The sequence below is a fragment of the Archangium gephyra genome, from assembly GCF_042230915.1.
Classification (GTDB): Bacteria; Myxococcota; Myxococcia; order Myxococcales; family Myxococcaceae; genus Archangium; species Archangium gephyra_B.
The window spans coordinates 3,681,558-3,695,591 of record NZ_CP102578.1 but is presented as its reverse complement, the minus strand read 5'-3'; the positions used below and the strand labels follow the sequence as shown (position 1 = coordinate 3,695,591).

The window sequence follows — 14,034 nt, the reverse complement described above, 5'->3', positions numbered from 1 at the left end:
GGTTCATTCCTCGAAGAAACGGTCGGTGTAGAGGTAATTCATGGTCAGCACGGTCACGAGCGAGGCGAGCCGCATGCCCGCCTCCCGGCTGTCATCCGGATGGAGCGTGAGGTTCATCGCGGCGGTGCGCTCGGCCAGGTGGTCGAGCAACGCGCGCACCACGCCCCGGCTCACGCCCGAGTAGTGGCTCACCAGGGAGAGCAGGCGCTGGCGCTCGGCCTGCACGAGCGTGTCCGCGCGCACCGGGGCTTCCCCGGGGCCCTCGAAGATCTCCTCCAGGGCTTGATCGAAGGCGTTGCGCAGCTCCAGGTCCACCTTCTCGTCGAGCTCGCGCTGACGGTAGTGCTCGAGGACGGTGCCCTCCATCTCCTCGGTGGTGAAGTCCGGCTCGGCGAGCTGGACGACGGGGGGTGTGCGGCCGAGCCGCTGGACGATGTCCTCCACGTACTGGAGCTTCTTCAGGGCACCCCAGCCCTGGTAGCGCTTGCGCCAGTCACTGCCAGGGGTGAGCCACACGGCGAAGGTCTCGGCGAAGTCCTCGTCCGGGTGCTTCTGCGCATACCAGCCGGAGATGTGCAGCACGTAGCGCCGCGAGAAGGGCTGGGGCTTGTAGTCGTCACGGTAGGGCCGCGAGTAGTCGCCGAACACGCGCAGCCACTCGTCCGTCTCATAGAGCCGGTAGGCGTAGTTGAAGGCGTGGCCCGCCTCGTGGCGGAGGTACATGAGGATCTCCGCCTCGCTCTCCGCGCCGCCGCCCAGGTCCGCCTCGATGGAGAGCAGGGCCGGGTCGGCTAGGTAGAAGGGAAGACCGATGACCGGGACTCCCGAGGGACATCCCCACTCGTCGGACAGGTAGCACCGGGGCTTGAAGGAGATCCCCTTGGCTTCCAACTCCGCGTGCAGTTGCGCGATGTGGCGTTCGAGCGGCGTGCCCGCCAGGCGCAGCGAGAGATCCTTGATGCGCGCCTGGAGCAGCGCCTCGCGCTGAGGAGACAGTCTTCCGCGACCCTCGCCGTGTTCGGTGGGGTGCTTTTCCCGAAGGACCAGCGGGCCGGGCTGGGTCGGTGGCATCATGCCCTTTGAGGTAAGGCGCACGTCCCCGGAAGGTCAGTCACCAGGGGCCGGTGAGCAGGCGAGTGGGCGAGCGCCCGCCGTACTCCCGGAAGGGGAACCAGGCCGCGCGCTTGTGCTGCTCGAATTCCTTCCGGCCTGCTGCACCGGAGCCTGGCTCAGTGCGGAGTCAGGCCGAAGTGGGCCTCGATGCGTTCAGTGGGAGGGTTGCAGCCAGCCTCCTCGAGCACCTCGAGGCACCACCGCGCCGCGTCATCCAGACGGGGCGTGACGAGATGGAGGCCACTGCGCGGCCGGGCCTTCTGGAAGGTGGAGAGCATCAACCGCACCAGAGGCGAGGTGACGACGATGGCATGGCCGAGCACCAGGGCATTGAGCTGGTGCTCGTGCTGCTTGAGCCACTCGGACTGGAGGCGGCGGTGCTCGGCGGGGAGCATGGGGGCGTGCCGCAGGTCGAACAGCATGACGTGCTTCTGCTGGCGCTCCAGGTAGGCGAGCCGCTGCGAGAGGTACTCCTCGAAGCGTGCGAACGGAACCGCGCCTCGCATCTGGACGATGAGCAGCGGCCAGAGGGATTCATCCAGCAGGAGGGGGGCGTCGTTCAACATGGCCGTCCCGGCTTCTGCCACAGCGGAGCCGGGTTGTGTACGGGGACGCGCTCCTTCATGGAGTCACTCCGGCACGCCTCCTCGAAGTCCAGGCAGGGGCCGCGCGGGTACAGCCGGGCCGGGTCCGCCGGGCGTGGAGGGATGTTGGCAGCTCAGGGTGCCGACTCGCCCCAGTGCTTTCGCGCGGCGTCGATCGCACGCCGGCACTCCTCGCAATAATCCTCGAGGTAGTGGCCTCCGAACACGATGTGGAACGCGTTGTAGAGGATGGCCTTCAAGCGCGGCTTCGCGAGCGCACAGTTCGGATTCACGCAGTGCAGCCCGCCCAGGTAGTAGCCGTGATCCTGCGTCGGTAAGCCGAGATGATGACCATACTCGTGCACGAGCGTTTGCTCCTCCAGCTTCGCTTGCGGAACGAGCATGCGAAATTTTCGATGGGCCTCCTGATTGATGAGGATGACGTAGACAGGGTGGTCGTCGATCAGCTCCGAGTACGCGACGCCGAAATGACTCGTCTGATCTCCCACGTACCGCACGAGCACGTATGAAGTGTCGGGCTCGAGCGTCAGCGGCGCATTCGTCTCATGCCGCTGCCAGCTCGCCGGGCGGCCGCCGTAACGCGAAGCCAATCGCACCAGCGCATCGAGTGCTTCCCGTTCCGGCTCATGTCCTTCGACACGCTCGACGACGAACAGGATCTGCTTCGTCTCCGGCCAGAGCAGCTCGCGGTTGAGCTCCCCGCGGACTGACCGTTGGATCCCCGCCGGCCTTGCGGACACTTGTTCGCGAAACGTCGCGGCGCAGCCGGTCGCGAAGGTGCACATCAGGATCACCAGGACACGCAAGGCGCCCCAGCTTGACGGATCGCGCCCTCCCCGCGGAGAGGTGAGCGCCGGAGCAACGACCGGCGTGCGCCTCCACGACACGGGGCTTCTCCAAATTCCCAAACGCATGCTCTCTCACTCGCCAGTCCATGCTCATGCTGGAGCATAGGACCCCTGGCGGCCCCCTCCCGCCGATACACGTGACGGACCCGCCATCGTAGCACGAGAGAGACCCTCTCCCCACCCCACGATGCGGCCTTGGAGCCAGTGTCGGGACAGGCCTACCATCGCGCCATGTATCAGGTGACCAACCAGGTGGGCCGACTCGTGGAGATCGCGATCTGGTCGCCCGTGCTGTTCGAGGAGGCCGAGCGGTGGGGCCGGGAACACGATCGGGTGGTGGACTCGGTCGGCCAGCCCTATGTGTGCTTCGTGGATCTGCGCGGAGCCAAGGTGTTCCCACCTGAGACCGTCGCGGCCTACCTGTCGACGATGAAGGCCGAGCAGCAGCTCGTGCGCACCGCGACGCTGCTCCCCGAGTCGGCGCTCGTGGCCCTGCAGATCAACCGGATGATTCGCGAGGCCGGTCATCCTGAGCGACGGCCCTTCTCCAACGCCGACGAGCTGCGCCACTGGCTCGGGGAGAAGCTCGACGAGAAGGAGCGGGCGCGTCTGGAGCAACTCCTCGCACGCCCCATCCATCGCGAGCTGTGACGCTCGGCATCCAGCCCGCCGGCCTCGCCCGTCAGGGCCCCGAGGAGCGGCGGCTACCGCGGAACAGCCCTCCAAGGAGAACGAGCGCGAGGACAGCGCCCGAGCCCGGCGAGCTGCCACAGCCGCAGCCGCCCGTGCCCTCGTCGGGCGCAGCTCCGCCTCCGCCATCCGTGCCACCATCGGGCGGCGAACTCGAGCCTCCATCCGGAGCGGGGCCGGTTCCTCCATCCGGAGCGGGGCCGGTTCCTCCATCCGGAGCGGGGCCGGTTCCTCCATCCGGAGCGGGGCCGGTTCCTCCATCCGTCCCTGGGGGAACGGTCGAGAACGTCGCCTTGATCAAGTGGGTTTTGGTGACCGTGTGAACGAGCGGGTTGCCTGAACCCGCGGGGACTCCATCGACCGTCCAGGCGCTGAAGCGAGAGCCGGTGTCTGGGATCGCGGTGAGGGTGATCGTGCTCCCAGCCGGGTAGCTGGCGAGGTTGGGTGACACGTTGACCGAGCCGCCGGAGGTGACGGAGATCGCGAGCGGGTAGCTGGCGGTCCCGCTCCCAGTGGTGGTGAACGTCTGGTTCGCCCCGAAGGTGGTCGCCCCGGTCGAGGAGACGAAGCGCAGGCGCCACTGGTAGGTCGTGCCGGGCGAGAGGCCGGACCAGTCGATGTTGATATCGGCCCAGTCATAGTCACCGATCGCGAAAGGGCCCTTCCCGGGGAGTCCGTAGGAGGTGCTCGTGCCCAGGTCGGCGTAGACGTTGCCCTGGGTGTAGTGGTTCGAAAGTCTCCCAGCCGTCCTGGCCGTCGTGTCACCGAGGCTGAGGGTGGACGGGCTCGGGTAGGTGATCGTCGGCGGGTTCGGGAAGACGAACACCCCGATCCGGGGGGCTTGGGTGTACGTCGAGTCGGTGATGACCTTGATCGCGGCCTGGAAGTACTCGTTGGTGGACGAGCCGCCCAGCGTCTTCTTCGACAGCAAGGGGACCCAGAGTTCGAACAGCTTCCCGTAGGGAACGGGGAAGGTCGTGTTCTTGGGCTGGTAGAAGACGTGGCCCCCATTCGGCCCGAGGTACGACGTCTGCGGGCACTCGGAGAGAGGGAGCTCGGACTGCGCACCGGTCGAGATCTCGGTATAGACGCAGCGCACGGGATTGCTCGTGCTGATCGCGAGCACCGTCTGAGGCGGCAGAAGGAGCTCGGGAGAGATCTGAGCACCTCCGGAACAGGCGTTCCCAATCACCGCCAGGCGCGCGGTGACGTAGTAGACGTCACCCACCTTGGGAGTCGAGGAGTCGCCGTAGTAGCCGGCCTGGGCCTTGGTCAGGACTTCGTAGTTCCCCGTGACGCACGCGTAGTGCCAGAAGTCATCGAAGACACCGTAGTTCCACACGGGAGCCGCCGACGCGGAGCTGGCGAGCAACAGGCCCAGCGCGCCAGCGATCCAGGCGGTAAGACTTCGTCGATTTCGCATCCAGTCCCTCCATTGGAAACCTTCGACGCTAGGTCTTGGATGCTGAAAAATCCAGGAGAGGGCTCGATGACGCAGGGCTCGTCTCGGGAGCGCTGCGCTCAGTTCCTGTCCCAGCGCGCGGCGATCTCCTCGCACGCCAGGTGCACGTCCCCCAGCCGCCGCTGCTGCGCCTTGGGCGCCACGAACACCTTGCCGGCAAACACGTCGAAGACGCGCACCAGCCGGTGGTCCACCTCGCCCTGCTGCTTCAGGTTCTGCTCGGCGAACAGCTGGAGCACCGTGGCGATGTACTGCCCGGAGGCCTCATCCAGCGGCGTGTGCTTGGAGAAGTAGAGCTTCAGCAGCCCCGAGCGCATCGCCCCGTGGCGGTCCACGCTGCGCAGGAGGAGCTCCGGACGCACGTTGATGGCCACCCCCGCCAGCGCCAGCGGCGGCAGCCCCTCGTCCGCGGGACTGGCCACCGCGTTCGTCAGCGCCAGCTCGCCCGAGGCCTTGCGGAAGTGATGAAGGGCCTCGGCACACAGCGCCAGCCGGTGGGCGTCGAAGTCCGACTCGGGCTCGGCGTGGAGCAGCCGGTGCTGGTGGTAGCGCAGGATGGTCTCGTCCCGGCCGCCGCAGAGGAACTCGACGATGGCCTGGGCGGCCTCCGGGTAACGCAGGTACTTGGGATCACACGGGTTCTTCTGGGCGTGAATGATGCGCTTGCGCAGCGCGGGGCGAGCGGTGAGGTACTGGCCCAGCTTGTTGACCGAGACGCACGGATTCTCACGGAAATCAGTCACGGAAGACCCTTCCTTGCCGGTGTTGGCCATGAAGCAACACTACCGGTCGGGTCTGACATGTCCGGCTGGGGCCAGGGCCCGGGCGCGCCCCCCTGGGGAAGAGGGGAAATGCCCTGGAAGACCCACCCCCATGGGTCACCTCCCCGCCTCGCTTTCGGCTTGACAGGCCTCCGCGCTACCGCACCCGCTCGATGCGGTACTTGCGGCCCTTGATGCGGCCGTCGCGCAGCCGCTGGAGCGCCACACGGACGATCGACTTGGAGACGGCGACGAAGGCGTGATGATCGTGGATCTCGATCTTCCCGATGTCGGTGGCATTCAGCCCGCCGGCCTCGCCCGTCAGGGCCCCGAGGATGTCACCCGGCCGCATCTTGTCCTTGCGTCCGGCGGAGATGGAGAGCGTCTCCCAGGCCGCCTCCAGGGATCCGCCGCCCTTCGCGTCCGCCGGGGGCAGCGTCGCCGCGCTCGCGCGCTCCAGCTTCACCCCGGTGGCCTCCTCGATGGACTCCACCTTGAGCTCGTCCCGGGGGGTGGCGAGGGAGATGGCCAGCCCCCTCCTTCCCGCGCGCCCCGTGCGGCCAATGCGATGCACGTAGGCCTCTGGCTGGGCGGGCAGATCGAAGTTGATGACGGCATCGAGCGCCTCGACGTCGATGCCACGGCCCGCCACGTCCGTCGCGATGAGGATCCGCGTGCTGCGGTTGCGGAACTTCGCCATCACGTCGTCGCGCTCGTTCTGCTCCATGTCTCCCTGGAGGCCGTCCGCGCCCACCCCGGCCTGCTTCAGCGCCCGCGCCAGCTCGACGACCGTCGCCTTGAGGTTGCAGAACACGATGGCCGAGGCCGGCTGGTACTGCCGCAGGATCCGCAGCAGGAGCGCCGTCTTCTCCTCGGGCTCGCAGACGTAGCAGAGCTGTTGGATGTCGGGCGCCGCCTCGGTCTCCACCACCGTCACGCGCGTGGGCTGCTTCTGGAAGGTCCGGCTCAACGCCTCGATGTCCGAGGGGAACGTCGCCGAGAAGAGCACGGTCTGCCGCGTGCGAGGAGTCTCACGGAGGATGCGCTCCATGTCGTCCCGGAAGCCCATGTCGAGCATCCGATCGGCCTCATCGAGCACCACGGTGGCGAGCTGCCGCGTCTCGAGCGCCTCGCGCTGGAGCAGATCCAGGATGCGGCCCGGCGTCCCCACCGCGAGGTGGGCGCCCTTCTCGAGCGCGTCCACCTGGGGCCGGACGGGCTGGCCCCCCGCGAGCACGAGGATCTGGAGCCCGGGCAATCTCCGGCCCAGCCGGCGGATCTCCCCGGCCACCTGGGCACACAGCTCCCGCGTCGGACAGAGCACGAGCGCCTGGAGCCGCCGGTCCTGGAGCCGGATCTTCTCCAGGAGGGGCAGCGCGAAGGCCGCGGTCTTCCCGCTCCCGGTCTTGGCCTGGCCCACGAGATCCCGGCCCTGCAACAACACCGGAATGCTCTGGGCCTGGATGGGGGTGACGTTCTGGAAGTCCAGTTCCTCGAGGACCTGTAGCAGCGGCGGTGACAGCTTGAGCGCGGAGAAGTTCATCAGGGCCTCGTGGGGAGCGGACCGCGTCAGTTTTCCGGAACGGTTTCGATCCGGAGCGCCTCGCGGGCGAAGCGGCTCATGCGCTCCATCAGCGGCTTCAACAGCTCGAGCGGGTGCCGGCCGGACAGGTCCGCCGCCGTCTCCAGCTTCTCCTTGCAGCGCAGATCGACGCAGAGGCTCACGCCCACCCGGCGCTTCGAGTTCACGTCCGTGGTGAGCATCCCGATCTCGTCCGCCGAGCCGTAGGAGTGGCACCAGTCACACATGCAGGAGCCCGAGCCGCCGCCCTGCGAGTCCCGCCGGAAGGCGATGCCCACCGGCAGCCTGCTTCCCCGCGAAGGGAGCACCAGGAACACCCGGGTCCCGGCCGGCTCGGTCCACGCCAGGTAGTCGCGAACGAAGAGCGGGAACTGGAGGCCGGCGGGAAGCTCGAGGGTCTTCCGGTCCCGCGGGCGGAACGCTTGCAGCAGGTCTTTCTCTGTCTCGATGCGGAACATGTCTTCCTTCATAAGGGCATCGGCGGAGCGGGTGCACGCTTCCAGTTGGTCCAGGCGCTCGTCGGGTCCCTTGGAGGGCACTTCTCTCCGGACGCTCGTCTCTACCGTGAGCCGGGAAAAGCCACAGGCACATGGTCCGGTTCTCCTCCACTGAGAGCGCGCGCGGCCCTCTTCCACTCCTGAGCCGGGGGGCGCGATTCCTCCGGGTGGAACCGCCGTGTTAGGAGGCGGACTACCCCCATCTCCAGGTGATCCACATGCCCTCGACCCCCGAGTGGTTCATCGCCCAGTTGCGAGCGGACATTCAGGCGCTAGGCGCCCAAGGCGGAATCCTCACTCCCTCCGTGTATGACACGGCCCAGGTGCTCCGGGACGCCCCCCCCGGGGATCCCCGGCCCGCCGTCGAGTGGCTGATGCGCCAGCAGCGCGCGGACGGAGGGTGGGGCGCGGAGCTGATGCCGCTGGCGAGGCACATCCCGACGCTCGCCGCCGTGCTGGCGCTGCGCGGCACCAGCGACACCGCGGAGAGCCGCAGGGCCGTGGAGGGCGGCATCGAGTTCTTCCGCCGCACCGCGGAGGCGTGGGCCTTCGACGGCCCTCCGCCCGACGACATCCCCGTGGCCTCCGAGCTCATCCTGCCGAGGCTGCTGGAGGAGGCCGCCGCGGTGGGAATCGAGCTGCCGCACAAGCCCTTCCAGTCCCTGAGCGCGCTGGGCACCCGGCGCCGGGGGCTGATCGCCCGGATGAAGCACCGGGCCGGCACCGCCCCCATCCACTCCTTCGAGGCCTGGGGCACCGAGCCCGACATGAATGTGCTCGACGGCTCCAAGGGCGTGGGCAACAGCCCGGCGGCGACCGCGCACTGGTTGCGCCTGCGCCGCGCCGCCCTGCCGCCCGGGACGCGGGAGCTGCCCGAGGAGATGCTGGGAGCGGAGGCGTTCCTGCGCCTGGCCGCGGAGGCCACCGGCACGGGCGTGCCGGGCGTGGTGCCCACCGTGTGGCCCATCGTGCACTACGAGCAGTCCTGGGGCCTGCTGGCCCTGTTCTCCACGGGGTTGCTGGAGCACCCGGGCCTGCGCGACGTGGTCCGCCCCCAGCTCGATGGTCTGTACCGGGCCGTGCGCCCGGAGGGCTACGGCATGAGCGAGTTCTTCGTCTGTGACGGAGACATCACCTCCACCTGCGTCGCCATGCTGAAGGAGACGGGCTACGCCGTGGACGGCGGCCTGCTGCAGCGCTACCAGTTGGCGGACGGGCAGTTCATCACCTACGCGCACGAGATGCAGCCCTCGGTGACGACGACCGCCCACGGCGTGCTGGCGCTGGCGATCCTCGGCCAGGACGTGTCGCGGCAGGTGCGCTGGCTGGCCGAGAAGCGCGGCGCGGATGGCCTGTGGAGGATGGACAAGTGGCACGCCTCCTGGCTCTACAGCACCTCCCAGGTGATGCTCGCGCTGTGCCGCGCGGGGGCCACCGAGGTGGTCCGTCCCGCGGTGGAAGCCCTGCTCCAGGCCCAGCACGCCGAGGGCGGGTGGGGCATGTCACGCATGCCCTCGCTCCTGGAGACGGCCTATGCCGTCCACGCCCTGCGCGCCCTGCGCGCCCAGGGCCTCTTCGGGCCCGAGGTGAAGCGCGCCCTGCAACGGGCCGCCCGGTGGATGGGGACCCAGCAGGACGTGGCCCCGGAGCGCCAGGAGATGCTCTGGACGGGCAAGGAGCTCTACCGGCCCTTCCGGTTGGATCGCGTCTTCGAGCGCAGCGCCATGCTGGCGCTGGAGCTCGACAGCCTGGCGGAGTGAAGCCGGGAGGGCCCGCTACGACCGCGGGCCTTCCTGCTGCCAGCCGTAGCCGATGACGATGCTGGAGACCTGCTCGGCCACGGTGCGCACCTGGCCGAGCACGTCGTCCGAGGCGCGCAGCTGGCTCATCGTCTGATCCATGCCCTTGGACAGGTCGCTCACGGCCTCGAAGATCTGCGCGATGCCCACGTCCTGCTGGCCCACGGCGACGGTGATCTGCCGCACCGAGGCGGCATTGTCCCGGACGATGCCGGAGATCTGCTGCACCTGGGTGCCGAAGTCGCGGATCTGCCGCAGGCTCACCTCGACGCGATCCGAGCCCTGATCCATGAGGTTCATGGTGGAGACGATGGCGTTGCTGATGTCCTGGAGGATGTCGGTGATGTCGCGGGTGGCCTTGATGGACTGATCGGCCAGGGTGCGGATCTCCCGCGCCACCACGCCGAAGCCCTTGCCGGCCTCGCCGGAGCGCACCGCCTCGATGGCCGCGTTGAGCGCGAGCATGTTGGAGCGGTCCGCCAGGCCCTTCACCAGGGTGGTGATGTGGGCGATCTGCCGGGCCCGCTCGTCGAGCGCGCGGATGCTCGTGGCCATCTCCTTCACCTGCGAGCCGATCTCCTGCATGCCCGCCATGCCCTGCTGCAGGACGTTGTCACCGGAGATGCTGAGCTGATCCGCCCGCTCGGTCTGCTTGAGGATGGCCTCGGCCTTCTGCGAGGCGAGCACGGAGGTGTGCTTGATCTCCTGCGCGGTGACCTGGGTCTCCTGGAGGGCGGAGGCCTGCTGCGTCAACACCTCCGTCTGCCGGCCCGTGGACTGCCCGAGCTGCTCGGCCGAGTCGCGCAGGGCCTGGGCGGAGGACTGCAGCGAGTTGGCGAACGACTTGAGCTGCGCGAAGACGCGCGCGGTGGTGGCGGACAGGTCTCCCACCTCGTCGGTGGAGACCCACTCCGGCAGCCGGGGCCTGCCCTGCACCAGCCCCTCCAGGGTGCGCTGCACGCTCTGGGTGGCCTCCGTCTGGCGCCGGGCCAGGAACCAGGCCGCCAGCGCGGAGCTGACCAGCAGGTAGGCGCCCACCAGCACCATCGGCAACACCGAGTTCTCGAAGAGCATCCGGATGGTCTGCCGCACCAGCGGGGCCATCTCGGCGGGGCTCGCCGTGTCCAGCCGGCTCATCAGGAACTCATGGGCCTCGTACCCCTGCCGGCCGACGATGGAGGCGAGCGACACCAGGGTGCAGGCCACGAAGAGGGCGAAGGCGTAGGGAAGGAACCAGGACTGCCGGGGCCAGAAGAAGCCGTAGGAGTGGGGCATCCGTCCGGGGTTCTTGTAGAACTCGGCGAGCGCGTAGGGCTGGAGGATCTTCTCGTACCAGAACCGCTCCTGCAGCGTCAGCAGCGCCACCAGCAGCCAGATGGTCCCCATGGCCCACGGAATGGTCCACAGGCTCTTGCCGTGCCGCACCGCGGAGATGCCGACGAAGAGCCCCGAGGAGGCAATGGTGGTGAGCAGCGTGGTCGCGTCGACGATGCCCGGCACCTTGAGGATGCGCGCCAGCCTCGCGCCAGGGGGCTCGCCCGGCACCTCCCGCAGGGCGTTGCGCACGGTCATGTACAGCACGGCGTACGGCACGGCGACGCCCAGCAGGGGGATGAGCACCGGGAGCAGCAACTTCGAGACGTCGATCGCCTGCTCCCCATTGAGCCCGGAGATGAGGATCATGAGGTACACGAGCGGCGGGATGCCGAAGAGCGTGTAGATCTGCTGCGTCATGACCATCCGGCGGACGATCGGGCCGGGTTCGTACGACAGGGTCTGGCTGGAGGCGCTGGCTTGCACGGGCGCAGCATACGAGGCTCCGTACAGTCCGTGAACAGCCCTCGGGCACGTCCCGCATCGTGGACGGCTCGCCGCGTCACGAAGGCGAAACGCCCCGACATCCCGAGCGGAACTTTCGAGTCAGAGTAGTAGGAAGCACCCAGGCAGGCGCTCCCCTGCCCGGGGCCGCCGCGGGAAGCGTTGCGGAAGTCAGCGGTTACGATGGCTCCGCGCCATGCCGATGACTCCTGCCCGCCTGCCGCTCCTGCCGCTGCTCGCCCTCCTCCTGCCCCTGGGAGCCCGTGCCTTCTCGGTGCCGGACCATGAGGCGATGACGCGGGCGTCCGTGGACGCGGCGCTCGCGGCGGGCCACCCCGAGCTCGCGGCGCACCGGGAGTCCATCGTGGAGGGCAGCCGGGCGGAGGATCTCAACCTCCACGTCAAGTGGACCGGCTACCACCACTTCTTCCACCCGGGCACGTCGCTGGACTCCTCCTTCCGCAAGGACTCCGGGGCCCGCGTGCGTGTGCTGTGGGCCGAGGCCGAGGAGGCCGCGAGCAACGGAGACCTGGCCCGGGCCTTCGATCGTGCCGGCCACCTGGTGCACCACATCCAGGACATGGCGGTCCCGATGCACGTGGTGCCGGTGATGCATGGGCTGTCGGATCGCTTCGAGCAGCACGCGGCGAGACAGGCCCTGGTGCACGAGGGGCGGGACCTCGAGCCGCTCTCCGGAGTGGAGGCCCAGCTGGCGCTGGCGCGGGAGACGCTGCAGGTGGTGAGCACGGGGGCGCTGCGCGTGGAGGGGGGCACCATCCCCTGGAGCGCGTTCTGGGCCGCGCCGGCCACGCCGGGGCCCGGGGCCTTCGGCGCCTATGGCGTGGTGGGCAATGCCTTCGACTCGAAGGAGGTGCGCTGGCAGGGACGGACGTGGAAGGTGGACTCCGCCGAGTACGACGACTTCGTGGACGCGCGGGTCGAGTCGGCCGTGAGCTACTCCCGTGCCTTCCTCGTCTACGCGGCGCAGCGGCTCACCGCCCTGGCCGAGGCGCGCGAGCAGGCACGTGAGCAGGCCGCGAAGCCGCAGTGGCAGCCCTCGCCCGGGCTGGCCCTGGAGGTGCTGGGAGGAGCCGTCACCACGCTGCGCGGCGCCGCACCGGTGGCGGGCGCGCGCGCCCTGTTCCCCCTGCCCTGGGCCATGGCGCTCTCGGCGAGCTACGCGCGGGCCTTCGCCCATCCCCTCGCGGGAGGGACTGGGGCGAGTGCCTGGTCGCTCGCGCTGCTCTCTCCCCCGCTGCTGACGGCGCGGCTCGGCTATTCGCGAGGACTGGAGCTGCGCGCCACGGTGGGCGCGGGGCTGACGGCCCAGGCAGGCCGGCTCCACCCGGAGCTGCCGTTGGGCCTGCGGCTCCACACGCTGCTCAGCCGCAGGGTCTCCCTCAGCGCGGAGGCGCAGTACCGCGCGTTCGCGCCCCCCACGGCCCCCTGGGCGCAGGGCGTCACCTTCACCCTGGGGACCGGCTTCACCTGGGGCGACAACTAGGGATGGAAGTACCGCGGCCCCGTCACGGGGCGGCGAGCGCCGCGTCGATGGCCTGGGAGAACACCTCGAAGGGCTGGGCGCCCAGGACGATGCGGCCATTGACGAAGGAGGTGGGCGTGCCCTGGACCCCCACTGAATCGGCGTTGGCGCTGTCCGCGTCGACCCCGCTGGCGTGCGAGCGCTCGTCGAGCGCGCGGCGGAACCGCTTCATATCGGCCCCCTGCTCCTGAGCGTAGCGCTCCAGATCCGCCCGGGTGAGCGCACGCTGGTTCTGGAGCAGCGTGTCGTGGAAGCGCCAGAAGCCCGCATTGCCCTTCTGGGCGAGCATCTCGCGGGCCGCCTGGGCCGCGAGGTGGGCGTTGGCGTGGAAGGGAAGCGGCTTGTCACGCCAGACGATGCGCACCTTGTCGCCGTAGGTCTCGGAGATCTTCTTGATCGTCGCCGAGACCCGGGCGCAGAAGGGGCACTCGAAGTCCGAGAAGTGCTCGATGACGACCTTCGCGTCACGGCCTCCGATGAAGGGGGCCTTGGGGTTGACCGGGACATTCACGATCTCCGGCGTCCCTTCCTCGTCCCGGCGCGGGGCCGGGCTCGGGGCGGCGGACGGGGAGCGCGGAGACGGCAGCGGGTTGGCCGCCATGCGCGCGTACACCAGGCTGCGATCCGGGATGAACCGCGCCGCCGCCAGCACCGTATCGATGACGGCGACGAAGTTCTCGTACGGCTGCGCACCGACGAACGCCGTACCGTTGATGAAGAACGAGGGCGTGCCGGCCGCGCCCAGGCGCTCCGCCAACGCCTGGTCGGCGCGGACGCGGGGCAGGTGCACGTGCTGCTCCAAGTCGGCGCGGAAGCGCTCCAGGTCCAGCCCCAGGTTGGTCGCGTAGCGCTCGAGGTCTTCCCGTCCGAGCGCCCGCGAGTTCTGGAAGAGCAGGTCGTGCATCTCCCAGAAGCGGCCTTGCGCGTGAGCGGCCTCGGCGGCCTCGGCGGCCAGCTCCGCGTGCGGATGGAAGGACAGCGGGTTGTGCTTGAAGACGATCCGCAGATCGTTGCCGTAGTGCTCGCGCAACTTCTCGAGCGTCGGTGTGACACGACTGCAGAACGGGCACTCGAAGTCGGAGATGACGACGAGCGTCACCAGCGCATCGTCGGGGCCGCGCACCGGCGAGTCGCCGATGGGGATGCGGGTCGAGTCGGCCTGCGGCTTCGGTGTGGCCTCGGCGGCAGGCGGGGCGGCGGGCGCGGCAGGTGCGGCGGCGGGCGCGGCCGGAGTGGTGGCACAGGCGGCGAGTCCCAGCAGGGCCAGCGCCGCGAGAAGATGGCGGGTGCGTTGGATGGGCATTCCGGAGATACAA

Annotated in this window: 12 protein-coding genes; 3 read left to right on the top strand and 9 right to left on the bottom strand. The window is 69.3% G+C overall.

The annotated features are described in order from the left end of the window. Positions 1-3: 3 nt before the first annotated feature. The 3 genes from NR798_RS14905 to NR798_RS14895 all read right to left on the bottom strand — a co-directional run bounded on the left by NR798_RS14905 (position 4) and on the right by NR798_RS14895 (position 2,524). Entirely contained in the window at positions 4-1,074 is a 1,071-nt protein-coding gene (locus NR798_RS14905) for a putative zinc-binding metallopeptidase (protein WP_375772129.1), read from the bottom strand. A gap of 155 nt (positions 1,075-1,229) precedes the next feature. Next, positions 1,230-1,679 carry a hypothetical protein gene (locus tag NR798_RS14900; protein ID WP_375772128.1) on the bottom strand — a complete coding sequence of 150 codons (450 nt, stop codon included), beginning with the start codon at positions 1,677-1,679 and terminating at the stop codon, positions 1,230-1,232. A 152-nt stretch (positions 1,680-1,831) separates the two neighbouring features. Continuing rightward, on the bottom strand, positions 1,832-2,524 hold the full coding sequence (locus tag NR798_RS14895; RefSeq protein WP_375772127.1) for a hypothetical protein: 693 nt from the start codon (positions 2,522-2,524) through the stop codon (positions 1,832-1,834). A gap of 237 nt (positions 2,525-2,761) precedes the next feature. Here NR798_RS14895 and NR798_RS14890 point away from each other — a divergent pair, with 237 nt between their 5' ends. Further along, complete coding sequence (locus NR798_RS14890) at positions 2,762-3,217, top strand: hypothetical protein (protein ID WP_375772126.1); 456 nt, start codon at positions 2,762-2,764, stop codon at positions 3,215-3,217. Between the two features lie 31 nt (positions 3,218-3,248). Here the strand turns inward: NR798_RS14890 and NR798_RS14885 are convergent, their stop codons facing one another. The 4 genes from NR798_RS14885 to NR798_RS14870 form a co-directional block, all read right to left on the bottom strand. Beyond that, a complete protein-coding gene (locus NR798_RS14885; protein WP_375772125.1) occupies positions 3,249-4,679 on the bottom strand; it encodes a hypothetical protein in 1,431 nt (476 codons plus the stop codon). A gap of 98 nt (positions 4,680-4,777) precedes the next feature. Further along, entirely contained in the window at positions 4,778-5,461 is a 684-nt protein-coding gene (locus NR798_RS14880; protein WP_375772124.1) for a hypothetical protein, read from the bottom strand. A 175-nt stretch (positions 5,462-5,636) separates the two neighbouring features. Next, a complete protein-coding gene (dbpA, locus tag NR798_RS14875) occupies positions 5,637-7,022 on the bottom strand; it encodes an ATP-dependent RNA helicase DbpA (protein ID WP_375772123.1) in 1,386 nt (461 codons plus the stop codon). 26 nt (positions 7,023-7,048) lie between these two features. Next, positions 7,049-7,519 carry an FBP domain-containing protein gene (locus tag NR798_RS14870; protein ID WP_375773767.1) on the bottom strand — a complete coding sequence of 157 codons (471 nt, stop codon included), beginning with the start codon at positions 7,517-7,519 and terminating at the stop codon, positions 7,049-7,051. 257 nt (positions 7,520-7,776) lie between these two features. Here NR798_RS14870 and NR798_RS14865 point away from each other — a divergent pair, with 257 nt between their 5' ends. Beyond that, complete coding sequence (locus tag NR798_RS14865) at positions 7,777-9,318, top strand: hypothetical protein (protein WP_375772122.1); 1,542 nt, start codon at positions 7,777-7,779, stop codon at positions 9,316-9,318. Between the two features lie 15 nt (positions 9,319-9,333). Here the strand turns inward: NR798_RS14865 and NR798_RS14860 are convergent, their stop codons facing one another. Further along, complete coding sequence (locus NR798_RS14860; protein ID WP_375772121.1) at positions 9,334-11,091, bottom strand: methyl-accepting chemotaxis protein; 1,758 nt, start codon at positions 11,089-11,091, stop codon at positions 9,334-9,336. Between the two features lie 280 nt (positions 11,092-11,371). On the opposite strand from NR798_RS14860, the gene NR798_RS14855 reads away from it, so the two are divergent. Continuing rightward, positions 11,372-12,679 carry a hypothetical protein gene (locus tag NR798_RS14855; RefSeq protein WP_375772120.1) on the top strand — a complete coding sequence of 436 codons (1,308 nt, stop codon included), beginning with the start codon at positions 11,372-11,374 and terminating at the stop codon, positions 12,677-12,679. Positions 12,680-12,701: 22 nt separating this feature from the next. Here the strand turns inward: NR798_RS14855 and NR798_RS14850 are convergent, their stop codons facing one another. Then, the gene (locus NR798_RS14850) at positions 12,702-14,021 is read right to left on the bottom strand and encodes a DsbA family protein (protein WP_375772119.1); all 1,320 of its coding nucleotides are present in this window, start codon (positions 14,019-14,021) and stop codon (positions 12,702-12,704) included. Between the last annotated feature and the right edge of the window lie 13 nt (positions 14,022-14,034).

Coding starts and splice junctions, on each gene's coding strand:
- NR798_RS14905 (WP_375772129.1), bottom strand. CDS start 1,074: ATGATGCCACCGACCCAGCCCGGCCCGCTGGTCCTTCGGGAAAAGCAC.
- NR798_RS14900 (WP_375772128.1), bottom strand. CDS start 1,679: ATGTTGAACGACGCCCCCCTCCTGCTGGATGAATCCCTCTGGCCGCTG.
- NR798_RS14885 (WP_375772125.1), bottom strand. CDS start 4,679: ATGCGAAATCGACGAAGTCTTACCGCCTGGATCGCTGGCGCGCTGGGC.
- dbpA (WP_375772123.1), bottom strand. CDS start 7,022: ATGAACTTCTCCGCGCTCAAGCTGTCACCGCCGCTGCTACAGGTCCTC.
- NR798_RS14870 (WP_375773767.1), bottom strand. CDS start 7,519: ATGTTCCGCATCGAGACAGAGAAAGACCTGCTGCAAGCGTTCCGCCCG.
- NR798_RS14865 (WP_375772122.1), top strand. CDS start 7,777: ATGCCCTCGACCCCCGAGTGGTTCATCGCCCAGTTGCGAGCGGACATT.
- NR798_RS14860 (WP_375772121.1), bottom strand. CDS start 11,091: ATGACGCAGCAGATCTACACGCTCTTCGGCATCCCGCCGCTCGTGTAC.
- NR798_RS14855 (WP_375772120.1), top strand. CDS start 11,372: ATGCCGATGACTCCTGCCCGCCTGCCGCTCCTGCCGCTGCTCGCCCTC.
- NR798_RS14850 (WP_375772119.1), bottom strand. CDS start 14,021: ATGCCCATCCAACGCACCCGCCATCTTCTCGCGGCGCTGGCCCTGCTG.